The sequence below is a fragment of the Marinobacter sp. C2H3 genome (assembly GCF_037080155.1).
Classification (GTDB): domain Bacteria; phylum Pseudomonadota; class Gammaproteobacteria; order Pseudomonadales; family Oleiphilaceae; genus Marinobacter.
Genome location: NZ_JBBBNZ010000001.1, coordinates 698,850 through 722,168 on the forward strand (window position 1 = coordinate 698,850; position 23,319 = coordinate 722,168).

Genomic DNA, 23,319 nt, shown 5'->3' on the forward strand with positions numbered 1-23,319 from the left:
AACTAGCTGATTTGATTCCGTTAAAATTTGGAAAGCATTACAAGGGATTAAGGCTTTGGAAAGGTGGGTACGGTAGGCGGCCGCGAGGTGCGGCCGCCGGAGGGCGCGTTACTTGACCGTCAGCCGGTCCGCGTTGCGCTCAATGGTGCGCTCGCCAATGCCTTTGACCCGGGCCAGATCGGCCGGTGCGGTAAACGGGCCGTTGGCTTTCCGGTCCGCGACGATCGCCTGGGCCTTGCTCTCGCCAATGCCGTTGAGGGTGGCCAGAGTGGCAACGTCCGCGGTGTTCACGTTCACCGGGGCGCCGGCGGCGTGTGCAAAGCCGGTCATGAGGCTGAACAGCAGAACGAGGGTGGCAATGAGTGGGGTGCGTTTCATGGTGTCTCCCGAACGGTTAAGTGTCTGTGATGGGGTGTGCCTCGGGACAGCACACCGGTACAGACCGGGAGGTAAAGTGGCAAGCGTGCGTTTCGGGATTGGGTGGGGGTGACCCATAGTGGGGTGAAGTGCACGGAACCGGACCACTGTCCGTGTGGTACCGTATTCCGTGGCTGACCCCTGCCTGGTCCTTCAGGCGGCGCATCGTCCTGAGCGCGTCTTCCCTGTGGTCGTCCCTGTGGCCTGGTTCCCTGGCCGGCTCCCTGTCCCTGGAGCGTCTTCGTCCGTGAAGCATCTTCCCTGAACCAGCGATCCGTGCTGGCGTGTCATCCCTGACAATGTTCATTCTACAGGGCCCCGGTTTTCGTCCTAGGGGAGAACCGCTCTGCGAAACGTGAGAGATTTCTTACAGGGATGTAAGTCTTTTGGAAGTATTAACATTGAACCGAAGTTCAGCTGTTTGCAGGCGTCTCACGGGCCAGTCGGTGCGCTTCAGCGGCCTCCCGGATGCGTTCCATGGTGATGGCGCGGACGGCTTTCTGGCTGGCGCGGATGTGCTGGGTGAGGCGGTCGGCGGCGTCGCTGGCGAGGCCCTGGCGGAGTGCATCGAGGATGGCGGCGTGTTCGGTATAGGTGGCGTCGATGCGGTCGTCCCGGGTGAAGTCGAGACGGCGGATGATGCGCAGGCGGTCGGTGATTTCCCGATGGATGCGGGTCATCTCCCGGTTGCCGGCGGCGGCGACCAGATCGCAGTGGAAGCTTTCGTCCAGGGCCCGGACGGTGCTGCCGACGGCGCGCTCGGAGGGGTGGTCCGGGTTCCAGATGGCGGTAAGAGTGCGAATGGTCGGCGTCGCCTCGTCCAGCCCGCAGATCTTGTGCATGGCCGCCCGTTCGAGGGTAATGCGCAGGTCGTAGAGTTCTTCCACCTGCTGGAAATCAAACGGCTTCACCTGCCAGCCACTGCGGAACAGCACCTCCACGTAGCCTTCCCGCTGCAATCGGTACAGGGCCTCGCGAACCGGTGTGCGGCTGGCGTTCAGGCGGGTGGCGACGTCGCCCTCGCTGAACTTGTCCCCGGGAATCAGGCGGAACTCAAAGATGTCGTCCTTCAGGGCCTCGTAGACCCTGTCTGCCATGGACGCTTTTCGTTTGGTGTTTGTTGCCATGTTCTTTTGTTTGCCCTTCTTTGTGGGTTCGCGGGTGGTTTGCCCTCTGAGCATGGCGCTGGGCGCGACGATCGGGAAGGCTTTGCAAAAGCCGCCGCGAACCCATCCCTGGCCCCATCGGTGCCACACCAAAACATGCGGCAAGAGAAGGCCGACTCCAGCCCTCAAACCTTGATGCTCAACAAAGGCTCCCCGGGCGTCACAGCCTTGCCAGGCTCCACGTGCATGGCACTGATCTCCCCGGCGAGGGTCGCATTCACCTCGAATTCCATCTTCATAGCCTCCACGATCACCAGTGGATCACCCTCGGCCACGGTATCGCCGGGCTTCACCAGGCACTTCCAGATGTTGCCGGCAATCTCGGCGCTGACCAGTTCGCCGAACTTCTCCAGATCGGAGGCATCGGCTTTGGGGGGCGCCTTGGCCAGTTTATCGAGTTCCGCCGCTTCGCTGTCCTTCCACAGGGCCACCTCCTTAGCGTAGGCCGCCTGCTGCAGTTCGCGGAACTCGGCGATGCTGTCCGCGTTGGCGTCCAGGAAGGCCTGGTGGGATTTGAGGTCGAAGGTCTCCTCCTCGATGTTTATGGTCAACTGGCCGGCGCGGAACCGGTCGCGCAGCTCGTCCAGCTCGGCTTCGGTCACCGGGTAGTAGCACACCTGGTCGAAAAACCGCAGCAGCCAGGGCGCGCCGTCGGCAAACTGGGGGTTCTTCAGGTACTTGTTCCAGATCGGCAGGGTTCGGCCCACCAGCTGGTAGCCGCCGGGGGAGTCCATGCCGTAGATGCACATGTAGATGCCGCCGATGCCCACGGTGCCCTCGGCGGTGTAGGTACGGGCCGGGTTGTATTTGGACGTGAGCAGGCGGTGGCGTGGGTCCAGGGGTACGGCGCAGGGGGCGCCCAGGTAGACGTCCCCCAGACCCAGCACCAGGTAGCGGGCGGAGTAAAGCACGTCTCTGACCGCCTTCCGGTTGGGCAGGCCGTTGATGCGCTGCATGAAGTCCACATTGTTGGGCAGCCACGGCGCGGTGTCGCGGACGGACTGCCGATATTTGTCGACCGCCTCCAGGGTGGCGCTGTCTTCAAAGGCCATGGGCAGGTGAATCACCCGGCTGCGGACCTTGAGTTCATCCGTGGCGGGCAGCGTGGCTTCCAGGTCCAGCAGGTAGGTCATCAGGGACTGCTGGGACAAGCGGCGCGCGTCGTAGCGCAGCTGAAGGGAGCGCACGCCGGGGGAGAGTTCCAGCAGGCCGCCGGGCTGAACGTCGGCGATGGCTTCCATCAGCGCATGGATGCGCAGGCGGGCGCCCAGGTCCAGCACGTTGGCGCCGTATTCCAGCAGTATGTACTGGTCGCCGGCCTGGCGGTAAGTGACTTCCGGGCGACCGTCGGCGGCGTCCAGGTGGGCCAGCACGGTGGCGGACAGGCCGTTCAGCGGTGCCAGGTCCGGCGCGGTCAGGGTGATCGGTGGCGGCGCCATCAGGCTCTGGATGGCCAGCTCCTGGCGCTCGGCAAGCTGCACCGCCGTGTCGTTATCGATGGCCACAAACCGGATGGTGTCGCCGGGCTTCACCTGGCCCACTTTCCACAATTCGGCTTTGGCAATGGTCACCGGGCAGACAAAGCCGCCCAGGCTGGGCCCGTCCTTGGTAAGGATAACCGGCATGTCACCGGTGAAGTTGATGGAGCCGATGGCGTATTCGCAGTCGTGGATGTTGGACGGGTGCAGGCCCGCCTCGCCGCCATCGGCCCGGGTGAACTCGGGCTTGGGTCCGTTCAGGCGGATGCCCAGGCGGTTGGAGTTGTAGTGCACCTCCCAGTCCTGCTCGAAGAACTGCTTGATGGAGTCTTCCGTGAAGAAATCCGGGGCGCCGTGGGGGCCATAGAGCACCCCGATTTCCCAGTGGCTGGGGTAGTCGGGGATCAGGTCCGGGTCCGCCGGTGCGGGATCGTGCGTGGGTGCCGCGGTGGTGCAGGCGGGCAGGTCGATCTGGCTGATGCCGAGCATATCACCCGGTCGCAGCGGCCGGCCGCCGTGGCCGCCGAACTGGCCCAGGGCGAAGGTGGAGCGGCTGCCCAGGTACACCGGCACATCGAAGCCGCCGCGCACCGAGAGGTAGGTGCGGCAGCCTTTGATGGCCTTACCCACCGCCAGGACCTGGCCGGCTTTCACGGTGATGGGTTTCCAGAACGCCACCGGCTTGTCATCCAGAGTGGCTTCGGTGAGGGCGCCGGTCAGGGCGACGACGGAATCTTTGTGGAACCTCAGGCTGGGGCCGATCAGCGTGGCCTCCAGGCCGGCGGCCTCGGTGTGGTTGCCGACAATACGGTTGGCAATGCGGAAGGCGTAGTCGTCCATGGGGCCGCTGGGCGGCACGCCGATGTTCCAGTAGCCCACCCGGCCCGGGTAGTCCTGCACGGTGGTGTAGGTGCCGGGTTTGACCACTTCCGCCACGGAGGGCTTGAACGCGAAGCTCTCCAGCGCCCGGGTGGAGACCATGCCCTCGGCAAAGCTCTTCTGGGCCACCACCTGGCGCAGGTAGTCCAGGTTGGTGGCAATGCCCATCAGGCGGGTCTCGGCCAGGGCGGCCCTGAGTTTGGCCAGGGCGTCGGCTCGGTCGGTGCCGTGCACGATCAGCTTGGCAATCATCGGGTCGTAATGGGCAGACACCTCGCTGCCGTTTTCTACCCAGGTATCCACCCGCACGCCGTCTGCCGGCCAGTGCACGTCGGTGAGTTCGCCGGGGGAGGGTTGGAAATCCTTGAGCGGGTCTTCGGCGTAGATGCGCACTTCCATGGAGGCGCCGTTCAGCGCCGGCTCGAAACCGGCCAGATCCGGGCTTTCCCCGGCGGCGATCTTCAGCATCCATTCGATCAGGTCCAGGCCGGTGACGGACTCCGTCACCGGGTGCTCGACCTGTAAGCGGGTGTTCACTTCCAGGAAGTAGAACTCGTCCCGGTCGGCGTCGTAGATGTACTCCACCGTGCCGGCGGAGCGGTAGTTCACCGATTGGCCGAGGGCCACGGCGGCATCCAGCATGGCCTGGCGAGTGGCCGCCGGCAGGTTGGGTGCCGGGGTTTCCTCCACCACTTTCTGGTTTCGCCGCTGCAGGGAACAGTCCCGCTCGCCGAGGGCGACGACGTTGCCTTGGCCGTCCCCGAACATTTGCACTTCCACGTGGCGGGCCCGGGCAATAAACCGTTCCAGGAACACGCCGCTGTCGTTGAAAAAGCTCTGGCCCTGACGGCGCACGGTGTCGAAGGCCTCCCGCAGTTCCGCTTCGCTGTTGCAGCGGGTGAGGCCGATGCCCCCGCCGCCGGCGGTGCTTTTCAGCATCACCGGGTAGCCCAGGCGGCCGGCGGTTTGCAGGGCTTCCTCCAGGGTGTCCAGCAGGCCGCTGCCGGGGGCCAGGGGCACGCCGGCGGCCTCCGCCAGTTCCCGCGCCCGGTGCTTCAGGCCGAACTCGCGCATCTGCTCCGGGGTGGGGCCGATGAAGACGATGCCTTCCGCCTCGCAGGCTTCGGCAAACTCGGCGTTCTCCGAGAGAAACCCGTAACCCGGGATGATCGCTTCGGCGCCAGTCTGCCGGGCCGCCGCCAGAATCTGGGCCTTGTCGAGGTAGGTCTCGCTCGCGTTGTTGCCGGCCAGCGCCACCGCCTCGTCGGCCAGCGTCACGTGCTGGCTGTGGCGGTCCGGATGGGCGTACACCGCCACGCTGGCGATGCCCATGGCCTTGAGGGTGCGCAGGGTGCGCACCGCAATCTCGCCCCGGTTGGCGATCAGAACTTTTGAGAACATGGTCTGGTGTCTCCTTTTAATCCCTGAGTCCGGGGTCAGATGAACGCTTTCATCTGACCCCTGCTGTTATTCTTCTGCCCCTGCTTTCACAAAGGCCCGCCAGCCGCCGTATTCGGTGACATCCCTTGCCCCCGCAATCGCCAGCCCCTCGCAGATGAACCCGTTCACCCAGCGGCCGTCGGCCAGCTCGACGCTGCCGATGCCGAGCGGCGCCGGCACCAGATCAACGAAGCTGCCGAAGGCGGCGGCGGGCAGTTCCCACACTTCCAGAATCACGCTGGCGCCGTTCTGGGCGACTCTCTGCAGGCCCGGTTTCGGCGGGGTGGTGTTGGGCAGGGCGTACAGGCGGTAGGCCGGCGCGCTGGTGGTCTGTTCCAGCAGGCGGGCGCTGCGTTCGGTGAGCTGGTGGTTCAGGGGCATGCCCGAAAGGTGAGCGCCCACCACGGCTACCTGCACCATGGGCACGTCCGGCTTCGGGCTGGCCGCCTCGGACGGGCGCGGCCGGTCGGTGGCGCCCAGCGGCGCCGGATGGGCGTTCAGCCAGCGCCGGGCCAGGGCCTGAAGGGAGCGATCCTTCCAGGCGCCGCTGATCAGGGTGACGCCAAAGGGGAGGCCGTCGGCCCGGAACCCGGCAGGAATCGCCAGGGCCGACAGATCCGCCAGGTTGACGAAATTGGTGTAGGTACCCAGCTGGCTGTTGAGGGTGACCGGGTCCGCGTTTACCGCGGCAATCGTCGGTGCCGTGGGCGCGGTCGGCACCATCAACCCGTCAATGTCCGCCAGCAGAATGTCCATCTGGCGCACAATTTCCTCGCGCCGGTACTGGGCCAGGAAGGTGTCGGTGGCGGTAAAGCGGTCGGCGCCCGCAATGATCTGGCGCACGGTCGGGTCCATGGCCTCGGCGTGGCTGGCCAGGAACGGCGCCACCGCCGCGTGGCGCTCGGCCACCCAGGGGCCGTCGTACAGCAGCGAGGCCAGGGCCAGCAGCGGCTCAAAATCCATCGGGACCAGCTCCACGCCGTCCGGCGCGAGCGTCCGCCACTGGGCCAGTGCTGCGTTCCAGGCGCCTTCCGCCTGGGTATCCCCAAAGAACTCGGGGCGCTCGGGAATGGCCAGCCTGCGCAGCGGTCCCGGCCGGCGCAGCGCGGGCGCGTGAGCTGGCAGGGCCTCGGGGGCGGGCCGACAGAAAGCGTCCATGGGATCGTACTGGCCCAGCACCTCGGCAACGTCGGCGGCATCGTTCAGCGTGAGCGCAAACACCGATACACAGTCCAGGGACTGGCAGGCCGGCACCACGCCCCGCAGGCTGAACCAGCCTCGGGTCGGCTTCAGCCCCACCAGGTTGTTCAGCCCCGCCGGCACCCGGCCGGAGCCGGCGGTGTCCGTGCCCAGGGCAAACGGCACCAGCCCCCGGGCCACCACGGAGGCCGAGCCCGAGCTGGAGCCGCCGCTGACAACCTCGGGTTTGAATGCGTTGGGTACCGCACCATAAGGAGAGCGGGTACCCACCAGGCCGGTGGCGAACTGGTCCAGATTGGTCTTGCCGATCAGTACCGCGCCGGCGGCCCGGAGATGGGCGATCACGGTGGCGTCCCGGGTGGGCGTATAGGCAAACGCGGGGCAGCCGGCGGTGGTGTCAAAACCCGCAGCGTCGACGTTGTCCTTGGCCGCGAACGGCACGCCGAAGAGCGGCAGCCGGTCAAGGTCCCCCTCCACCGAGGCGAGTGCACGCTCCAGGCCGTCGAGTGCGGCGCTGAGCTGATCGTCGTCCAGCCGGGCAATCCAGGCCGGGTCATCGGCGGGCAGGGCGTCCAACAGTTCACCCAGCAGCGCCCGGGGCGAGGCGCCGTCTTTATAGGCCCGCTGCCAGTCGCTGAGCGTCCATCCAAGGGTTGAGTGCATGGGGTGGTCCTTCCGTTCTGGGAAACTTGTATACATGTGGCATCGCAATGGCCGTGCCATTCCCGGCACAAAACGGAAAAATGCCTATATAACAGTTAATTGCACGGATTCGTTGGCGCCGGCCCTGGCGACACCCTGCGCCATGGCGGTGCACGTGCACCAAAAACGCAGTGCAAAATCGGGGTTTTAGCGGGATTTTTGAGGCAGTTGTCGTGCGTTTAGTACTTGTATACTAGTTAAGTGGCTGTTTTTGATCGGTTAACGGAGAAGCTGGAACGGCAGATGCAACGGCGGCCCTGCGTGACGATACACCGCAGTACCCCAAAGCAGTTCGACATAACCGATGAAAAGGACGCACACAATGACCATGAAAAAACACGTGAAACAGGGACTGGCCGCGCTGGCACTGACGCTTTCCTTCAACGCCATGGCCGCGGACGAGGGCCCCATCAAGGTGGGCATTCTGCACTCGCTCTCCGGCACCATGGCGATCAGCGAGTCGGCCCTCAAAGACACCATGCTGATGCTCATCAAGGAGCAGAACGAGAAAGGCGGCGTACTCGGCCGCAAGCTCGAGCCGGTGGTGGTGGACCCCGCCTCCAACTGGCCGCTGTTCGCGGAAAAAGCCCGGGAGCTGTTGGAAAAGGACAAAGTGGACGTGATCTTCGGCAACTGGACCTCGGTGTCCCGCAAGTCCGTGCTGCCGGTGGTGGAAGAGCTGAACGGACTGCTGTTCTACCCGGTGCAGTACGAGGGTGAGGAATCCTCCGAGAACGTCTTCTACACCGGCGCCGCGCCCAACCAGCAGGCCATTCCCGCCGTGGATTACCTGATGAACCAGGTGGGCGTGAAGCGCTGGGTGCTGGCGGGCACGGACTACGTTTACCCGCGCACCACCAACAAGATCCTCGAGGCGTATCTGAAGGATCACGGCGTGTCCGAGAAGGACATCATGGTGAACTACACCCCGTTCGGGTACAGCAACTGGCAGTCCATCGTCTCGGACATCAAGAAGTTCGGCAGTGCCGGCAAGAAGACCGCCGTGGTGTCCACCATCAACGGCGACGCCAACGTGCCGTTCTATCGCGAGCTGGCCAACCAGGGCGTGGACGCTGCGGACATCCCGGTGATCGCCTTCTCCGTGGGTGAGCAGGAACTCTCCGGCATCGACACCGCCCCGCTGGTGGGCCACCTGGCCGCGTGGAACTACTTCATGAGCGTGGATAACGAAGCCAACTACGACTTCATCGACCACTGGACCGCCTTCACCGGCAAGGAAGACGCCGTCACCAACGATCCGATGGAAGCCCACTACATCGGCTTCAACATGTACATCGAAGCGGTCAAGAAAGCCGGCACCACCGATGTGGACGCGGTGAAAGACGCCATCATCGGCGTGAGCGTACCCAACCTCACCGGCGGTTACGCCACCATGATGCCCAACCACCACATCACCAAGCCGGTGCTGATCGGCGAGATCCAGGACAACGGGCAGTTCTCCGTGGTCTGGCAGACCCCGTCCACCGTCGCCGGCGACGCCTGGTCTGACTACCTGCCGGGCTCCAAGGACCTGATCAGCGACTGGCGCAAGCCCCTGCACTGCGGCAACTTCAACGTGGTCACCGGTACCTGCGGTGGCAAGGCCGACGTGGCCGCCAGCAACTAACCGGCACAGGCCGGGCCCGATCGTGGGCCCGGCCACTCTCGCACGCTTTTTCTCCCCACCACAGGACAGGAGTCCACCATGGGCACCATTGGACTGCTCCGGCGCCTTGTGTGTGCCGGCCTGCTGCTTGGCCTGATGACGGCCATGGCGCAAGCGGCGCCCGCCAGCGACAGCGAGCCCGCCGACGGGCAACAACTGCTCACCGAGCTGGCCGACGCCTCCTTCGCCGGCAAGGAAGCCGTCGTCAACCAGATCGCCGCTTCCGGCGAGCCCCGCGCCCGGGCCTGGCTGGAAGCCTTTGCCGACAACAAACTCGCCCGCGTGAAAAGCGACGGCACCTTCGTGATTGTGCTCAGCAACCGTGGCCGGGACTGGGCCGTGGCCGACGCGCTGACCGGCGACGCCCTGGGCGAACGCTCCCGGCGGGACCTGGATACCATCCGCGTCAACAACAGCCTGCGCACCGCGCTGCAGGGCATTCTCTCGGTGATCGACCTGAACAGCCCGGACACCGCCACCCGGCTGACCGCCGCCCGAGCGCTGCGGGGCGAGGTGGACGCTACCCTTGCCAAGGCCCTGCCTGAGCGCGTGGCCGATGAACCGGACGCGGACGTTCGCCAGGCCCTGACCGATGCCCTGGCCATCTATCGGGTGACGGAAGCGGGCGACGCACGCGCCGTGGCCGACCTGGCCGGCAGCCTGAACAGCGAGGCCCGGGCCGCCCTGCAAACCGCCGCCCGCGCTGACGACCCGGCCCTGGCCAGCGCCGCGGCCGCCGCGCTCCAGCAAATCGAACAGAAACTGAAGTGGAACCACGCCGCCGAGACCCTGTATTTCGGGCTGTCCCTGGGCTCCGTGCTGGTGTTGGCCGCCATTGGCCTGGCCATCACCTTCGGCGTGATGGGCGTGATCAACATGGCCCACGGCGAGCTGATCATGCTGGGCGCCTACACCACCTGGGGCATGCAGCAGCTGTTGCCCGGGCAGCCGGGCCTGGCCCTGGTGCTGTCCATTCCCGCCGGCTTCCTGGTAGCGGCGATGGCCGGCATCCTGATTGAACGCACCGTGATCCAGCACCTCAAGGGCCGCCCCCTGGAAACCCTGCTGGCCACCTTCGGCGTCAGCCTGATTCTGCAGCAGCTGGTGCGCACGGTGATCTCGCCCCTGAACCGCACCGTGGTGACCCCGGACTGGATGAGCGGCTCGGTGATGATCAACGAGGCCCTGTCCCTCACCCTCAACCGCCTGTACGTGATGGGCTTTGCCCTGGTGGTATTCGCCGGGCTGATGCTGATCATGCGCAAGACCCGCCTCGGCCTGGACGTGCGCGCCGTGACCCAGAACCGGGCCATGGCCCGCGCCATGGGCATCCGCGCCACCCGGGTGGACATCCTCACCTTTGGCCTCGGCTCCGGCGTGGCCGGGCTGGCGGGCGTGGCGCTCTCCCAGATCACCAACGTGGGCCCCAACCTGGGCCAGAGCTACATCATCGATTCGTTCATGGTGGTGGTGTTCGGCGGCGTGGGGAACCTGTGGGGCACCCTGCTGGCCGGCCTGTCCCTTGGCACCATCAACCAGTTGCTGGAGCCCTGGGCGGGCGCGGTGCTGGCCAAGATCCTGGTGCTGGTGTTCATCATCCTGTTCATCCAGAAACGGCCGAAGGGGTTGTTCCCCCAAAAAGGCCGAGCGGCGGAGGGCTGAGGCATGTCGTTATCACAGAACTGGCTGCTCCGTCCGTTTCAGGAGCGCTCTACGCAGACCTTCCTGGGCGTGCTGATCACCGCGCTGGCGGTGGTAACCGTGCTGCACCTGGCGCTGCCGGAAGGCAATCCGCTGCACGTCAGCGCCTACACCGTCACCCTGCTGGGCAAATACCTCTGCTACGCGCTGCTGGCGGTGGCGGTGGACCTGGTGTGGGGTTATCTGGGCATCCTCAGCCTGGGCCACGGCGCCTTTTTCGCCCTTGGCGGCTACGCCATGGGCATGTACCTGATGCGCCAGATCGGCGACCGGGGCGTGTACGGCGACCCGGTGCTGCCGGACTTCATGGTGTTCCTGAACTGGCACGAGCTGCCCTGGTACTGGCACGGATTTGATTCCGCCTGGCTGGCGTTTCCCATGGTAGTGCTGGTGCCCGGCGCGCTCGCCCTGGTGTTCGGCTGGCTGGCGTTCCGCTCCCGGGTGACCGGCGTGTACCTCTCCATCATCACCCAGGCGCTCACCTTTGCGCTGATGCTGGCGTTCTTCCGCAACGAAATGGGCTTTGGCGGCAACAACGGCCTGACCGACTTCAAGGACCTGCTCGGCTTTGACCTGCGCAGCGACGCCACCCGCCTGGGCCTGTTCCTGGCCGCCGGAGCGGCCCTCGCGGCCGGCTACCTGATCTGCCGGGGCATTGTCAGCAGCAAGCTCGGCCGCCTGAGCATCGCCTGCCGGGACGCGGAAGCCCGGGCCCGGTTCCTGGGCTACCGGGTGGAGCGGGTGCAGCTGTTCGTGTTCGTGGTATCCGCCATGCTCGCGGGCGTGGCCGGGGCGCTGTACGTGCCCCAGGTGGGCATCATTAACCCCGGCGAGTTCTCGCCCCTGTTCTCCATCGAGATCGTCGTGTGGGTGGCCCTCGGCGGCCGGGCCACGCTGTACGGCGCGGTGATCGGGGCCATCCTGGTGAACTACGCCAAAAGCGTGTTCACCGGCGTGATGCCGGACGCCTGGCTGTTCGCCCTCGGCGGCCTGTTCGTGCTGGTCACCGTGTTCCTGCCCAAAGGCATCGCCGGCCTGTTCAACGCCCGCCGCAAAACCCCGGCCGACCGGGAACCCGGCGCCGAATCCACCCGCGCCCTGCAGGAGAGCCACTCATGAGCCTGTTTGAACAACTCACCCAGCGGGACCGGGTGTTCGATTTCCTGGTGCCCGAACCGTCCCCGGTGGACGTCCGCCACGGCCCCATCCTTTACCTGGAGGACGTCACCGTCAGCTTCGACGGCTTCAAGGCCATCAACAACCTCAACCTCACCATCGACGACGGCGAGCTGCGCTGCATCATCGGGCCCAACGGCGCGGGCAAGACCACCATGATGGACATTATCACCGGCAAAACCCGCCCGGACACCGGCTCCGTGTGGTTCGGCAGCCGCCACAACCTGCTGCGCATGAACGAACCGGACATCGCCAGCCTCGGCATCGGCCGCAAGTTCCAGAAACCCACCGTGTTTGAAGCGCTCAGCGTGTTCGACAACCTGGAACTGGCCATGGCCACCGACAAACGGGTACTGCCGACCCTCAACGCCCGCCTGACCGCCGACGCCCGGGAACGCATTGACACGGTGCTGGAAACCATCGGCCTGGAAGCCCTGCGGGACAAGCCCGCTGGCATCCTCTCCCACGGCCAGAAGCAGTGGCTGGAAATCGGCATGCTGCTGATGCAGAAGCCCCGTCTGCTGCTGGTGGACGAGCCGGTGGCGGGCATGACCGAACAGGAAATGGAACGCACCGCCGACCTGCTCACCCGCCTGGCCGGCCAGCAGTCCGTAGTGGTGGTGGAGCACGACATGGGCTTCGTACGTTCCATTGCCCGCACCGTGACCGTGCTGCACCAGGGCAGCGTGCTGGCCGAAGGCACCATGGACCAGGTATCCAACCACCCGGACGTGATCCGCGTGTACCTCGGGGAGGAGGCGTAATGCTCACCGTACAGAACCTCAACCACTTCTACGGCGAAAGCCACACCCTCTGGGACCTGGCTCTGGACGTACCCCAGGGCCAGTGCACCTGCGTGATGGGCCGCAACGGCGTTGGCAAAACCACCCTGATGAAATGCATCCTCGGCGAGGAAACCACCCACAGCGGCGCCATCGAATTCGCCGACGCCGGCGACCTCACCCAAAAGACCCTCGAAGACCGCGCCCGCTTGGGCATCGGCTACGTACCCCAGGGCCGGCAGATTTTCCCGCTGCTCACCGTCGAGGAAAACCTGCGCACCGGCCTGGCGGTGAGGAAGGACGGCCGCAAAACCATACCCGAGCGGGTGTTCGAGCTGTTCCCGGTGCTGAAGGAAATGCGCCACCGCCGGGGCGGGGACCTGTCAGGCGGACAGCAACAGCAGTTGGCTATTGGCCGGGCGCTGGTGATTGAGCCGAGGCTGCTGATCCTGGATGAGCCGGGGGAGGGGATTCAGCCGAACATTGTGGCGCAGATTGGGGAGGTGATTCGCAAACTGATTGAAGAGGATGGGCTGACGGTGTTGCTGGTAGAGCAGAAGTTGCCGTTTGCGAGGAAGTATGCGGATCGGTTTGTGATTTTGGATCGGGGGCGGGGGGTGGCGGGTGATGGCATAGCCGCGTTGACCGATGAACTGATCCGAAAGCATCTGACCGTGTGATTCGTCCTGAAGGCGCCCCAACCACTCAAACGCGATCGTAATGGGCCACGGGCATTTCATGTTGTAGAAGTGCCCGCTGATCGCGGGCGCGTCCAATGGATACGTCGTTACGTCGCCTGCCCTGGAGCAGGCACCTGACCCGATTTAATCTAGGCCCAGAAGCTGGCGAAAGCCGGTACGGTCTAAAAAGTCTGACTCCAGTTTGATCAGATCGCCGCTGTCGGACTCGAAGAAGACAAACGAAGGCCGCTCTTCGGACGGGAAGTAGTAGTAAGCGTGGTCCGTGTTTTCCCATGTCTCGGCATTCGATTCCTTCACGAAGACTGCTCTGAACGAGGCGACGCTCGCCGGATTACAACCGTTATTGTTAGCGTCCGAGAGCGTTGCTTCAAAGAAATCGGATCCCGAGCAACCGCCCTTATCCATGGAGTTCTCTGTGCTGAAGCTGATGTACCGTTTGCCGGGAGCATTGGAGTATTTGACGAGCAAAATATCGTTTTTTTGGCCTAGCGAAGCGACCACCACAGGAGCATCTGGCACCTGAAACTTCATGCCGGAATAAGCTGCAGTTATTTCCCCAGCGGCGTGGGCGACGATAGAGTGGCAGGCCAGTATGGCTGCAACGAGAGCGAGCGTTTTCATATCACAGTCCTTGTTTTGCGAGTTCCATTTGTGTGCGAAAGTTTATGGCTACACGTTGTCGGCAAGTTTCATAGGTTTTGGTATCGCCGGAGGCGATTCGTTTTCCAATTTTCGCGACTTGCTTGATGATGTATTTGAACCCCGGACGCCCGGCTGCCGGGCGAGGAACGAGGTCCATAGCAGCGGAGCAGTTCTGAGCTTCTTCAAGTGCGTGGTACGCGACTGATGCCATGCTCTCGTTAACCGCCTGAGGCGAGGTTGTGCCTTCTCCCCAGAAATAATTGATAACTACAGAAAGGTGTTCACGCTGGTCGAGATCCATTGTTTCTCCTTGAAATCGAGGCTCATCCTGAGCTTGGGTTGCTACGTTACAACGATAAGCGTTTGGAATCACGTCCAAACTTTTTACCGCATACATGGTCAGTGATGTTCAGGCCCTCGTAAAATTTCGAAGAGGATTCGGGAGGCAAAATTGAGCCGTAATGTCGTCGCTACGAGCACGCAGGTCCTTTTAATGATGATGCTCGCACTCATCACGCTAACTGCCCACGGAACCGACATGAACAAGCTGAGCGACTACCAGTGGAAAAACCGACTGATCCTGGTTCAACCCGCAGATGAGCGCGCCGGCGAGGTTGAAACACTCAGGCGTGCCCAGGCGAAGATTGAGGATCGCGACATTGTCTGGTTTGTGAACATGGGGTCGACGGTGGTTTCAAATCAGTCGGCCGTTCCGAGCAGCCTGGCGCGAGACGTGAAGGCGCTACTTGAAGGGCTCGGCTCGGATGAGAGGGTCCTTTTGATTGGAAAAGACGGCGGTATCAAAAGCCGCGAATCCAGCCTCAATCTTGACGCCATTTTTGATCGTATCGACGCCATGCCGATGCGCCGACGCGAGATGCGCGCTGATTGAGGCGATACGCTCAACGTTCGCAACGCCCGTTCTGAATCGTTCGGAACCCCTATTTCTCAGGGCTTTTAATGTAAACGATGTTCTTGTCCCGCTGGGTCATCTCGAACAGCTCACTGGCCCTGATCAGATCACTCAGCTTCTTGTATCCGTAGTTCACGGGCGAGAAAGAGCTGTTGTTCGAGATGTACTGCCCCACCTTGCCCAGGTGCGCCCAGCCGTCGTCGTCCGCCGTTTGTTCCACCGCCGTGCGCAGGGTGCGCACCAGAACCGTATCGCCCCGAAGCTCATTGCGGGTGCGTTTTGCGGTGGCCGGTGGTTTTGGGGCGCCGTTGCTTTCATCCGTGTCGTGCTCTTCAGCGTCTTCCCGCAGGTTCTCGGTGTAGATGAACTGGGAGCAGGCGTTTACGAAGGGCATGGGGGTTTTGCGCTCGCCGAAGCCGAACACCGGCAGGCCCGCTTCCAGAATGCGCATGACCAGCGGGGTGAAGTCGGAGTCGCTGGTCATCAGGGCAAAGGCATCCACATTGCCGCTGTAGAGCAGGTCCATGGCATCAATGATCATGGAGGCGTCGGTGGCGTTCTTGCCCGTGGTGTAGGCGAACTGCTGGACCGGGCGAATGGCGTTGGCGTGCAGTTTTTCAATCCACCCGCCCAACTGCGGGCCGTTCCAGTTGCCATGGGCGTGGCGCACGTTTACCGCGCCATACTTGGCCAGTTCTTGAAGTACGCCTTCGATGGATTGGTGGCTGACGTTGTCGCAATCGATTAGTAGGGCAATTTTGTAGTTAGTGTTCATGGTTCGTGATCGGCCCTTGGTAATGAGAAGTTGACCCTTGCGATTTGAGGATGTGTCCGTTCGATTATTGTGGTTATAGTCTGATGACCGATTAACGCGGTGTGGTTGTTAAATAATGAATTCTATCTATTTTTATGTTTTGAAAGGTACCACAAGAGGCTCTATAGACAAGTTAGAACTTGAGTCCTGGCCAGCGTCTATCCAAGAGGAGTTCCTAAACACGGTTCGTATAGAGAAGGAAACGGATGGTGCTCTCCACTTTCGGGCGCTCCGGGGTGAAACGTTCGAAAAAGCCCTTAAGCGCCTTAAGGGCAAACTGCGTTCGAGAAACAGGGCAAAAAAAAGAGCTCAGCGATTGTGGATCGAATCTGAGGGAATTTATGAGCACGAGGATATAGAAGAGCTGTTCCAGGCCCAAGATGGCCGCTGCTACTACAGCGGTGCTGATTTAACTTGGTCGCCTAGAGACTTCTCAATCGATCATCTTGTCCCCGTCATGGATGGCGGAACGTCGTGGCCAGGCAATCTTGTCCTCTGCAAAGAGGCATTTAATACGGAAAAAGGAGTGCTCTCAAAGCAGAAGTTTTTTCGAATCTTAAAGGCTCGATTTGGCTCCGAATGGTATGAAGCACACAAGCCCTTTCTCAAGGAAGCTGACGCTCGACGCCGGCTGATCGATAAACGACGCCGGCGAGCAGTCCAGGTCCAGATTGATCGAATGGCAGATGATTTGCGATGTAGCTTTCCTGGCGCCGTCATCGATTTCAAGCTTCAGGAAGGAAAGCCAACTCTGCAAGTAGGCTATTACGAAATTCGATTCCCTTGCGGGTTTCTTCGACAAAAGCGCCGATTCAACTCGCTATGTCACCTCAAAAAGATCGTGGCGGCTGTAAGCACCGATCGCGATAATAAATCAGAATAATTGAGCGAGCTGGACAGTATGCAGCTTTTCACCTGAGACGGTCCGTGGCCATGACCTCGAACGTCACTGATGAGGCCACATGACTACATCTTCCTCATCGTGAATTTTTCAACAATTGGATACACATGCACATCGGCGTCATCTCCGACACCCACAGCAAAATCCGCCCCGAAGCCCTGGCGGCTCTGGCCGGCTCGGAGCTGATTCTTCATGCCGGGGACGTCGGGCGGGATGAGGTGTTGGATGCGCTGGAGGCGATCGCCCCGGTGATCGCAATTCGTGGCAACATCGACAAAGCCGGCCGCGCCGCCGCCCTGCCGGATGTTCAGGATCTGGCGTTCCTTGGCCACCGGTTTTACATGCTCCACGACGTCAAAACCCTCGCCTTCGATCCGCACGGCCGTTACCGCGTGGTGGTCGCCGGCCATTCCCACAAACCCCGGAATGAATGGGTGGGCGATGTGCTGTACTTCAATCCCGGCAGTGCCGGGCCAAGGCGGTTTACGCTGCCGATCTCGGTAGGGCGGCTGCAGGTGAGTGAGCGCGGCGTGGTGGGCGAGATTGTTGAGCTGCCGGTGTGATCCGGGCCAGCCTATCGGCTCATTTGCCCGGATTCCACTATGACCACACCCGGCTCCCCGGCGACTTCCCGCAGCAGTGTGGCCGCGATGGTCTCGGCGCTGACTGGGCGATAGCGCTTCGGGATCACCGGGGCCACCAGGCGGCTGGCGATCAGTCCGAGTTTTTCGGCGGGCCGGCTGTCCTGCCGCTCGGCGTCGATCAGCGAGGGTCTTGCCAGCACCACCCGCGTAAAGCCCAGGCGGGCGACGGCCGATTCCACCTCGCCTTTGGTTTTCAGGTAAAAGCTCCGGCTATTCTCGTTCGCCCCGAGCGAGGAGTTGAGCACAAACACGCTGGCCCCGGCGGCTCTGGCGCGTTCCGCGCATGCGATGACCAGGTCGTGGTCCACGCGGTAGAAGGCCTGCTTTGAGCCGGCCTGTTTGAGGGTGGTGCCCAGGCAGCAGATAACGACGTCGACTGGCCACCAGTCCGCCGGGGGCAACGGCAGATCAAACGGAATGACGGGGTTATGGACCTGCCCGGCATCCGCCAGGGGCCGGCGGGTGGGCGCCACGATGGCTTCAAACCGGCTGTCGTTCCGGGCCTGGTTGAGCACTTGGCTGCCGACGGCACCGGTGGCGCCAAGGATCATCAGTTTCATCGGGGCTCCTTTGAACTCATCCTGTCAGCGTGGCGGTGCCTGCAACTGGCCCACATAAGCCGTGACGAACGCCGCCTCCTGAAACGCCTTCAGCCCCGTATCTGCAAACGCGATGGGTAGCGGTTTGTCCGCCAGGGTCGATTTGATCAGCGCCGGGGGCAGCAGGGTAACGGTGAGCCCGTTGCCGGCGATGAGCTGAAGGGTCGCTTCCAGCTTAAAGCTGACGGCGCCGCCGGCAAACCGGCCCTTTGTCATCCGCTCTTTGATGGCGACGCGGGTAACGCCGTGCTCGGCCATCAACGCCGCAAAGTCGTCCTGGAACGCCTTAAGGTCGGCGCTGCTGTGGCTTTTCGGCAGTGACAGTTTCCGTGCTTTGCACTCCGGCAGGGTGAATTGCCCCCGGTCCATGCCCAGCAGACACACCACCGCATCGCTACCGGTCAGCTCCACTCCGCATACAATCATGGCCGTTTCCCCCGGGTTGCCGTTGCGATCAGGCGCAGCACTTTTTGAATTTTAGGCCGCTGCCACAGGGGCAGGCGTCGTTGCGGGCCGGCGCCTTCGCGGTGGTGACGGTGCCGCCTTTATTCAACAGCACGGTAAGCTCCTGGATAGATTCCACGGCGCCTTCCCGGGTATCCACGGTAATGGTCGCGTGCAGCTTTGCCTCGGCCACTTGCGCCTCAATGTCCTGCTTGCGCGCTTCGCTGGTTACCACCAGGGTCAGCGGAAACTTCTTGCTGCCGGGCTTCTGGCTGGCGTTGGTCTTGAAGCCGCCGTGGGCGGTGTGGTGCTGGCGGGCGTCCTGCCGGCCTTTGTAGAAAAATTTGTCTGACATGGGGTGTCCTGATGGAAAATACCCAACCCGGTGTTGGGCGGACTCTTTTAGCATGCTTGCGTTAGCCGGGATATAGGCAGATATCATTTTGTGTTTTCATCCGGCAGGTACCGTCATTTTGCCCGCTGTAAGGCAGCTCATGGAGGCATGGTTTGAAACAACAGGGAATTCTTAGCGCCTGGAACGACACGAAAGGCTTCGGCTTCATCACGCCCGAGGGCGGTGGGGAACGGGTGTTTGCCCACATCAGCAGCTACGCCGGCCGGGGTCGGCCGGTGGCCAATCGCAAGGTGAACTACAGCCTCAGCAAAGACGCTCAGGGCCGGCTGCGGGCGGGGCAGTTTCAGTACGCCGGTGCGGCTCGGGTGGGTGCCAGCGTGGCCCCGGGTTTCTGGCTGGCCGCGGTGGTGGTGCTGGGCTTTTTCGCCGCGCTGGCGGGGCTGTGGCAGCAGGGGTACCTGCCAATGGCCATTCCGGCGGCCTACGGTGGGGTGAGCCTGGTGCTGTTTTTCATGTACTGGGCGGACAAGCGGGCGGCGCAAAGCGGGAGCCGGCGCACGCCGGAGAATACGCTGCATCTGTTTGAATTGTGCGGTGGCTGGCCAGGGGCGTTGCTTGCCCAGCAGGCCTTTCGTCACAAAACCCGGAAGGGCAGCTATCAGTTCGTGTTCTGGCTGGCGGTATTGGCCAACCTCGGCGGCTTGGGCTGGTTGTTGGTGGCCCCGGAGGCGATGAGTCTTCGGCAGCAGCTGGGCTTTGACCTCTCCCGGTCAATTCGTCCGCTTATCTGGTAACGGTGACCATTTGCACCGCATCCCCCAGCGCCAGCTCTCCGCCTTCCACCACCCGTGTGGTGATGCCGCCGTGCCCGCGCATGGCGTTGTAGCCACCGGGGCCCAGGGCCGTTTCCATTTTGCTGCAGGGGTGGCAAAGGCCGGTGTACTCCAGCACCACGCCACCCACCCTGAACTGCTTGCCTTTCAGGGCCATCAGGTTGATGCCGGAAACAACGAGATTGCGGCGGAACACCTCCGGCCCGATGGCGCCCCGGTTCAGGCAGGACGCGATCACGTGCAGGTGCTCCTGCTGAATGATTGTGACCTGCCGTTTGCTGGTGTCCCGCCCTTTGAACCGATCGCCGGCCAGGCCATGGCCAGGCGCCACCTCGACGCGATCCAGCGTCTGCATGGGCTCGCCCCGGGCCGGGCGGATGCCGATCCATTCCACGCGGCCGGTTTGGGGCAGGGTGTCCAACAGGGTCTGCAGCGGGGTTTTCAGTGACGGGTGTTCACGCATCGTTGGGTCCTTAGGGTGTCGCCGGGTGCGAGCAGGGTAACAGTCTATACTGCCGTCGTGGGTGCCGGATCACTCCGGCGCCGGCCCGTGTAGTAACCCCTTAATACCCGCCCCATGAGCGCCGCTGCTACTGTTTCTTGACCCGGCACAACAATCACAAGGAGACAGCCATGAGCGGGAAGAAGATTCTGATGATCACCGGCGATTTCACCGAGGACTACGAGACCATGGTGCCCTTCCAGGCACTGCAGGCCGTTGGCCACACGGTGCACGCCGTCTGCCCGGACAAGAAAGCGGGCGATACGGTGGCCACCGCCATTCACGATTTTGAGGGCGACCAGACCTACACCGAAAAGCCCGGCCACCGGTTCGCCCTGAACGCCGATTTTGAGGGGCTGGACCCGGCCAAATACGATGCCCTGGTTGTGCCGGGCGGCCGTGCGCCGGAGTATCTGCGCCTGAACAAGGATGTGCAGAAGCTGGTGCGCCACTTCTTCGAGACCAACAAGCCGGTGGCGGCCATCTGCCACGGTGCCCAGTTACTGGCGGCGGCCGGCGTGCTGAAGGGCCGCAAGTGTTCCGCCTATCCGGCCTGCCAGCCGGAGGTGGAGCTGGCCGGCGGTACCTTCGCCAGCATCGCGGTTGATCAGGCGGTCACCGATGCTAATCTGGTCACAGCGCCCGCGTGGCCGGCCCATCCGGCCTGGTTGGCGCAGTTCTTCAAGCTGCTCGACAAGTAACGGCGCAGGAGCTGGCTCGCCAGCTCCTGGCGTTTTCAGACACGCGGGGAGGCCGCCATGTGCAAGCTCTTCATCAACGCCGATTCAGAGCTGTGGGTCAGCAAGACCCATTCCCTGCGTATCGATGGCATGGTCACCAGCGTGCGCATGGAAAACGCCTTCTGGCAGGTGCTTGCCGAGCTGGCCCAGCGCGATGGCATGAACCTGCCGCAGATGATCACCCGCCTCTACCACGAGTCCATCGACGCCGGCCACGACCTGGGTAATTTCACGTCTTTTCTCCGGGTCTGCGCCCTGCGTTACCTGGAGCTGCAACTGACCGGCGACGTGCCCCGGGATACCCGGGTGCCGATTGCCTCCCTGGACGCGGACCGGATCCTAGCGGGCGAATCCGGGAAGGCGGGAACCGCAGAGGTGGTGAGCAAGGCGCGGCATTGAAGCGGGTTGTCTGCGCCAGCCTGCACCCCACCCCTCAAGGCGTCACCACCGCAAACCGCCCCTCCGGCTTATCCAACATGCTGAACAAACGGATCAAATCCAGCCGGCTGCCGTCGAACCCCACATCGTCGCTGAACAGCAATTCCTTCAGGCCGGCCTTGCCGATCAGCAGGTCAACGAACAGCGGGCGCGTGACGTTGAGGGTGGCGTCCGCAGGCGTGCTTTCGTCGGTCCGGCGGTGGTGGAGCACGGCGTTTTCCAGCGTCAGCAGGTAGCTTTCCTTCAGGTCGGTGAAGGTGATCTTGACGGTCAGGGTTTCGCCTTCGGCATCGTCGGCGTTCAGGCGCACGGCCATGCTGTCGAAGAACAGCGCCACCGGAGTGTTCATCAGGATCTCCCGCATTACCGCGGGGTTGATGCCTTCATCCGGCCGGCCGTGGCGCAGTTCGTAGGCACCGGTCAGGTATTCGTCCCGCCAGGGCGCAGCCTCGGCCTGATACCCCAACTGGTCGTAGACCCTGGCCAGCAAATGCTTGGCGTCGTCGTTGTCCGGTTCTGCAAACACTACGTGGTTCAGCAGTTCGGCCAGCCAGCGGTAGGTTTTCCCGCCGTCTTCCGCGCCCATGTCCGCCGCTGCCTCGAACTCCTCCCGGGCCTTGTCCAGAACCTTGTCGGCGCCGCCCATCATGTCCACGTAACGGGTGGCCGATTCGGTTTCAGGCAGCGGGTTCAACTGCGCCGGGTTGCCGGTGTACCAGCCCAGGTAGTGCTGATATACCGCTTTGACGTTCTGGGCCACGGTGCCGTAGTAGCCCTGGTTATGGAACCCGGTGTTCAGGGCCGGTGGCAGATGCACCTGCTCGGCAATCTCCCGGGGCGTGGCCCCCCGGTTCATCAGGCGCACGGTCTGGTCGTGAATGTACTGGTAGGTATCCCGCTGTTGCGTCAGGAAGTCCTGAATCCGTTGCTGCCCCCAGATGGGCCAATGGTGGCTGCCGAAATAGACCTCGGCAGCCTGGAACCGGGTTTTGGCCTCATCAATAAAACCGCTCCAGACCCGCGCATCGCGCACCTTAGCACCCCGCAGGGTGTACAGGTTGTGCAGGTTGTGGCTGACCAGCTCCGCCCCGCAGAAGGCCTTTTTCTCTGGCAGGTAGAAGGTGTACTCCGCCGGTGCCTCGGAGCCGGACACCATCTGGAATTCCATGGGCACGCCGTCCACCGTGAGGGTGGTGCCGGTTGTTTTGATGAGCTCGGTGGGCTGGGCAAATCCGAAAGTACCGAAGGCGGGTTCCTTGCCCAGCCCGGTACCTACATGGCCCTGCTCGCCCCGGGGCAGGCGTTTGCCGTACATGTAAACGGCGCGGCGGGACATGGCGGGGCCGGCGATGACGTTCTCGCTGGTGGCCTCCTCGGAAAAGCCCTCGGGGGCGATGATCCGGAGGTACGCTTTCTCGTCGTCGGAGAGGTGCTGGAGAATGCCCAACACGCCGCCGAAGTGATCGATGTGGCTGTGGGTGAACAGGATCGCCCGCACCGGCTTGTTGCCGAGGTGCTGTTGGGCGAACTCGAACGCGCGGCCGGCGGTTTCCCGGGTGGTGAGCGGGTCCACCAGAATCCAGCCGGTGTTGCCTTCGATGATCGTCATGTTGGCCAGGTCGTAGCCGCGAAGCTGGTAGATCCCGTCCGTTACTTTGAACAGGCCGTGAATGTTGTTCAGCGCGGCCTGGCGCCAGAGGCTCGGGTTGACCGAGGCCGGGGCGTTTTGGCCATCTTTGTCGATAAAGCCGTAGGCTGGCATGTTCCAGATGTCCGGGCCATCAGCCTGGCCGACCACCAGATTCGGGTCCTGGGCGATCAGCCCGCGCCGGGCGTCTTCAAAATCCTGGCGGTTCTCGAACGGCCGCTGCGTGAGGACCTGCTCGTTGGCCTGTTCGGTGCTGGCGGAGGGGGCTCTCTCGTCTGGGACCGTGCCGGAACCACAGCCGGACAGAACCACGCCCACGCTGAGCAGTGCGACGGAAAGAGCCGTGAGGGATGCGCGCATACGTCTTGTCACCGGGTTGCTGGATAGGCTTGCTGGATGTTGCTGCAGCTTAGACGATTTCACGGATGTTTTTCGGGAACGGCCTCATATCAGGCGGCCCCAAGACCCTGAATTTTGTACGGGGAAGCGCCAACGACTACGCTTTGGGAAGTGGCTCTGACCGGCGCATTCCCAATAG

General features: G+C 63.1%; 24 protein-coding genes. 12 read left to right on the top strand and 12 right to left on the bottom strand.

The genetic code is table 11. The annotated features are described in order from the left end of the window. Nucleotides 1-108: 108 nt before the first annotated feature. Nucleotides 109-378 (bottom strand): ComEA family DNA-binding protein, encoded by a 270-nt coding sequence (locus V3388_RS02995; RefSeq protein WP_336366032.1) that lies wholly within the window; start codon nucleotides 376-378, stop codon nucleotides 109-111. A 152-nt stretch (nucleotides 379-530) separates the two neighbouring features. Between V3388_RS02995 and V3388_RS03000 the strand changes: the two genes are divergently transcribed. After that, nucleotides 531-668 (top strand): hypothetical protein, encoded by a 138-nt coding sequence (locus tag V3388_RS03000; protein WP_336366033.1) that lies wholly within the window; start codon nucleotides 531-533, stop codon nucleotides 666-668. Between the two features lie 162 nt (nucleotides 669-830). On the opposite strand, the gene V3388_RS03005 is transcribed toward V3388_RS03000, so the two are convergent. The 3 genes from V3388_RS03005 to atzF form a co-directional block, all read right to left on the bottom strand. After that, a complete protein-coding gene (locus tag V3388_RS03005) occupies nucleotides 831-1,514 on the bottom strand; it encodes a GntR family transcriptional regulator (RefSeq protein WP_336366034.1) in 684 nt (227 codons plus the stop codon). Nucleotides 1,515-1,708: 194 nt separating this feature from the next. Next, complete coding sequence (uca, locus tag V3388_RS03010; RefSeq protein ID WP_336366035.1) at nucleotides 1,709-5,341, bottom strand: urea carboxylase; 3,633 nt, start codon at nucleotides 5,339-5,341, stop codon at nucleotides 1,709-1,711. A 66-nt stretch (nucleotides 5,342-5,407) separates the two neighbouring features. Beyond that, on the bottom strand, nucleotides 5,408-7,243 hold the full coding sequence (gene atzF / locus V3388_RS03015; RefSeq protein ID WP_336366036.1) for an allophanate hydrolase: 1,836 nt from the start codon (nucleotides 7,241-7,243) through the stop codon (nucleotides 5,408-5,410). 361 nt (nucleotides 7,244-7,604) lie between these two features. On the opposite strand from atzF, the gene urtA reads away from it, so the two are divergent. From urtA to urtE, 5 genes are all read left to right on the top strand, one after another. After that, the gene (urtA, locus tag V3388_RS03020; protein WP_336366037.1) at nucleotides 7,605-8,909 is read left to right on the top strand and encodes an urea ABC transporter substrate-binding protein; all 1,305 of its coding nucleotides are present in this window, start codon (nucleotides 7,605-7,607) and stop codon (nucleotides 8,907-8,909) included. 78 nt (nucleotides 8,910-8,987) lie between these two features. Further along, the gene (gene urtB, locus V3388_RS03025; protein WP_336366038.1) at nucleotides 8,988-10,610 is read left to right on the top strand and encodes an urea ABC transporter permease subunit UrtB; all 1,623 of its coding nucleotides are present in this window, start codon (nucleotides 8,988-8,990) and stop codon (nucleotides 10,608-10,610) included. 3 nt (nucleotides 10,611-10,613) lie between these two features. Continuing rightward, nucleotides 10,614-11,768 carry an urea ABC transporter permease subunit UrtC gene (urtC, locus tag V3388_RS03030; protein ID WP_336366039.1) on the top strand — a complete coding sequence of 385 codons (1,155 nt, stop codon included), beginning with the start codon at nucleotides 10,614-10,616 and terminating at the stop codon, nucleotides 11,766-11,768. Then, on the top strand, nucleotides 11,765-12,589 hold the full coding sequence (urtD, locus tag V3388_RS03035) for an urea ABC transporter ATP-binding protein UrtD (protein ID WP_336366040.1): 825 nt from the start codon (nucleotides 11,765-11,767) through the stop codon (nucleotides 12,587-12,589). Before urtC ends, urtD begins: the two co-directional genes overlap by 4 nt. Then, on the top strand, nucleotides 12,589-13,287 hold the full coding sequence (gene urtE / locus V3388_RS03040) for an urea ABC transporter ATP-binding subunit UrtE (RefSeq protein ID WP_336366041.1): 699 nt from the start codon (nucleotides 12,589-12,591) through the stop codon (nucleotides 13,285-13,287). Before urtD ends, urtE begins: the two co-directional genes overlap by 1 nt. 144 nt (nucleotides 13,288-13,431) lie before the next feature. On the opposite strand, the gene V3388_RS03045 is transcribed toward urtE, so the two are convergent. Together V3388_RS03045 and V3388_RS03050 are read right to left on the bottom strand one after the other, a co-directional pair. Beyond that, nucleotides 13,432-13,929 carry a hypothetical protein gene (locus V3388_RS03045; RefSeq protein WP_336366042.1) on the bottom strand — a complete coding sequence of 166 codons (498 nt, stop codon included), beginning with the start codon at nucleotides 13,927-13,929 and terminating at the stop codon, nucleotides 13,432-13,434. A gap of 1 nt (nucleotide 13,930) precedes the next feature. Then, nucleotides 13,931-14,251, bottom strand: coding sequence for a hypothetical protein (locus V3388_RS03050; RefSeq protein ID WP_336366043.1), 321 nt, complete (start codon nucleotides 14,249-14,251; stop codon nucleotides 13,931-13,933). A gap of 237 nt (nucleotides 14,252-14,488) precedes the next feature. On the opposite strand from V3388_RS03050, the gene V3388_RS03055 reads away from it, so the two are divergent. Then, nucleotides 14,489-14,842, top strand: coding sequence for a DUF4174 domain-containing protein (locus tag V3388_RS03055; protein WP_336366044.1), 354 nt, complete (start codon nucleotides 14,489-14,491; stop codon nucleotides 14,840-14,842). A gap of 49 nt (nucleotides 14,843-14,891) precedes the next feature. Here V3388_RS03055 and V3388_RS03060 read toward each other — a convergent pair whose 3' ends face one another. Continuing rightward, on the bottom strand, nucleotides 14,892-15,638 hold the full coding sequence (locus V3388_RS03060; protein WP_336366045.1) for an NYN domain-containing protein: 747 nt from the start codon (nucleotides 15,636-15,638) through the stop codon (nucleotides 14,892-14,894). 115 nt (nucleotides 15,639-15,753) lie between these two features. Between V3388_RS03060 and V3388_RS03065 the strand changes: the two genes are divergently transcribed. After that, a complete protein-coding gene (locus V3388_RS03065; RefSeq protein WP_336366046.1) occupies nucleotides 15,754-16,560 on the top strand; it encodes an HNH endonuclease in 807 nt (268 codons plus the stop codon). A 125-nt stretch (nucleotides 16,561-16,685) separates the two neighbouring features. Beyond that, on the top strand, nucleotides 16,686-17,141 hold the full coding sequence (locus tag V3388_RS03070) for a metallophosphoesterase family protein (RefSeq protein ID WP_336366047.1): 456 nt from the start codon (nucleotides 16,686-16,688) through the stop codon (nucleotides 17,139-17,141). Nucleotides 17,142-17,152: 11 nt separating this feature from the next. Here V3388_RS03070 and V3388_RS03075 read toward each other — a convergent pair whose 3' ends face one another. The 3 genes from V3388_RS03075 to V3388_RS03085 are packed head-to-tail and all read right to left on the bottom strand — an operon-like array spanning nucleotide 17,153 to nucleotide 18,620. After that, nucleotides 17,153-17,782 (bottom strand): hypothetical protein, encoded by a 630-nt coding sequence (locus tag V3388_RS03075; RefSeq protein ID WP_336366048.1) that lies wholly within the window; start codon nucleotides 17,780-17,782, stop codon nucleotides 17,153-17,155. Between the two features lie 24 nt (nucleotides 17,783-17,806). After that, the gene (locus V3388_RS03080) at nucleotides 17,807-18,247 is read right to left on the bottom strand and encodes a DUF3010 family protein (RefSeq protein ID WP_336366049.1); all 441 of its coding nucleotides are present in this window, start codon (nucleotides 18,245-18,247) and stop codon (nucleotides 17,807-17,809) included. 28 nt (nucleotides 18,248-18,275) lie between these two features. Beyond that, on the bottom strand, nucleotides 18,276-18,620 hold the full coding sequence (locus V3388_RS03085; RefSeq protein WP_336366050.1) for a PBPRA1643 family SWIM/SEC-C metal-binding motif protein: 345 nt from the start codon (nucleotides 18,618-18,620) through the stop codon (nucleotides 18,276-18,278). 152 nt (nucleotides 18,621-18,772) lie between these two features. Between V3388_RS03085 and V3388_RS03090 the strand changes: the two genes are divergently transcribed. After that, the gene (locus V3388_RS03090; RefSeq protein ID WP_336366051.1) at nucleotides 18,773-19,414 is read left to right on the top strand and encodes a cold shock and DUF1294 domain-containing protein; all 642 of its coding nucleotides are present in this window, start codon (nucleotides 18,773-18,775) and stop codon (nucleotides 19,412-19,414) included. On the opposite strand, the gene V3388_RS03095 is transcribed toward V3388_RS03090, so the two are convergent. Beyond that, the gene (locus V3388_RS03095) at nucleotides 19,404-19,916 is read right to left on the bottom strand and encodes an MOSC domain-containing protein (RefSeq protein WP_336366052.1); all 513 of its coding nucleotides are present in this window, start codon (nucleotides 19,914-19,916) and stop codon (nucleotides 19,404-19,406) included. The two genes, V3388_RS03090 and V3388_RS03095, sit on opposite strands and share 11 nt — an antisense overlap. A 170-nt stretch (nucleotides 19,917-20,086) precedes the next feature. Between V3388_RS03095 and V3388_RS03100 the strand changes: the two genes are divergently transcribed. Together V3388_RS03100 and V3388_RS03105 are read left to right on the top strand one after the other, a co-directional pair. Beyond that, complete coding sequence (locus V3388_RS03100; RefSeq protein ID WP_336366053.1) at nucleotides 20,087-20,656, top strand: DJ-1/PfpI family protein; 570 nt, start codon at nucleotides 20,087-20,089, stop codon at nucleotides 20,654-20,656. A gap of 57 nt (nucleotides 20,657-20,713) precedes the next feature. Next, nucleotides 20,714-21,094, top strand: a complete 381-nt coding sequence (locus tag V3388_RS03105) for a ribbon-helix-helix domain-containing protein (protein ID WP_336366054.1) — start codon at nucleotides 20,714-20,716, stop codon at nucleotides 21,092-21,094. 34 nt (nucleotides 21,095-21,128) lie between these two features. On the opposite strand, the gene V3388_RS03110 is transcribed toward V3388_RS03105, so the two are convergent. Next, complete coding sequence (locus V3388_RS03110; RefSeq protein WP_336366055.1) at nucleotides 21,129-23,141, bottom strand: alkyl/aryl-sulfatase; 2,013 nt, start codon at nucleotides 23,139-23,141, stop codon at nucleotides 21,129-21,131. Nucleotides 23,142-23,319 lie beyond the last annotated feature (178 nt).

Bases quoted from the DNA above. Each gene is read 5' to 3' on its own strand.
- V3388_RS02995 (WP_336366032.1), bottom strand. From the start codon at position 378: ATGAAACGCACCCCACTCATTGCCACCCTCGTTCTGCTGTTCAGCCTC.
- V3388_RS03005 (WP_336366034.1), bottom strand. From the start codon at position 1,514: ATGGCAGACAGGGTCTACGAGGCCCTGAAGGACGACATCTTTGAGTTC.
- uca (WP_336366035.1), bottom strand. From the start codon at position 5,341: ATGTTCTCAAAAGTTCTGATCGCCAACCGGGGCGAGATTGCGGTGCGC.
- atzF (WP_336366036.1), bottom strand. From the start codon at position 7,243: ATGCACTCAACCCTTGGATGGACGCTCAGCGACTGGCAGCGGGCCTAT.
- urtA (WP_336366037.1), top strand. From the start codon at position 7,605: ATGACCATGAAAAAACACGTGAAACAGGGACTGGCCGCGCTGGCACTG.
- urtB (WP_336366038.1), top strand. From the start codon at position 8,988: ATGGGCACCATTGGACTGCTCCGGCGCCTTGTGTGTGCCGGCCTGCTG.
- urtC (WP_336366039.1), top strand. From the start codon at position 10,614: ATGTCGTTATCACAGAACTGGCTGCTCCGTCCGTTTCAGGAGCGCTCT.
- urtD (WP_336366040.1), top strand. From the start codon at position 11,765: ATGAGCCTGTTTGAACAACTCACCCAGCGGGACCGGGTGTTCGATTTC.
- urtE (WP_336366041.1), top strand. From the start codon at position 12,589: ATGCTCACCGTACAGAACCTCAACCACTTCTACGGCGAAAGCCACACC.
- V3388_RS03045 (WP_336366042.1), bottom strand. From the start codon at position 13,929: ATGAAAACGCTCGCTCTCGTTGCAGCCATACTGGCCTGCCACTCTATC.
- V3388_RS03050 (WP_336366043.1), bottom strand. From the start codon at position 14,251: ATGGATCTCGACCAGCGTGAACACCTTTCTGTAGTTATCAATTATTTC.
- V3388_RS03055 (WP_336366044.1), top strand. From the start codon at position 14,489: ATGAACAAGCTGAGCGACTACCAGTGGAAAAACCGACTGATCCTGGTT.
- V3388_RS03060 (WP_336366045.1), bottom strand. From the start codon at position 15,638: ATGAACACTAACTACAAAATTGCCCTACTAATCGATTGCGACAACGTC.
- V3388_RS03065 (WP_336366046.1), top strand. From the start codon at position 15,754: ATGAATTCTATCTATTTTTATGTTTTGAAAGGTACCACAAGAGGCTCT.
- V3388_RS03070 (WP_336366047.1), top strand. From the start codon at position 16,686: ATGCACATCGGCGTCATCTCCGACACCCACAGCAAAATCCGCCCCGAA.
- V3388_RS03075 (WP_336366048.1), bottom strand. From the start codon at position 17,782: ATGAAACTGATGATCCTTGGCGCCACCGGTGCCGTCGGCAGCCAAGTG.
- V3388_RS03080 (WP_336366049.1), bottom strand. From the start codon at position 18,247: ATGATTGTATGCGGAGTGGAGCTGACCGGTAGCGATGCGGTGGTGTGT.
- V3388_RS03085 (WP_336366050.1), bottom strand. From the start codon at position 18,620: ATGTCAGACAAATTTTTCTACAAAGGCCGGCAGGACGCCCGCCAGCAC.
- V3388_RS03095 (WP_336366052.1), bottom strand. From the start codon at position 19,916: ATGCGTGAACACCCGTCACTGAAAACCCCGCTGCAGACCCTGTTGGAC.
- V3388_RS03100 (WP_336366053.1), top strand. From the start codon at position 20,087: ATGAGCGGGAAGAAGATTCTGATGATCACCGGCGATTTCACCGAGGAC.
- V3388_RS03105 (WP_336366054.1), top strand. From the start codon at position 20,714: ATGTGCAAGCTCTTCATCAACGCCGATTCAGAGCTGTGGGTCAGCAAG.
- V3388_RS03110 (WP_336366055.1), bottom strand. From the start codon at position 23,141: ATGCGCGCATCCCTCACGGCTCTTTCCGTCGCACTGCTCAGCGTGGGC.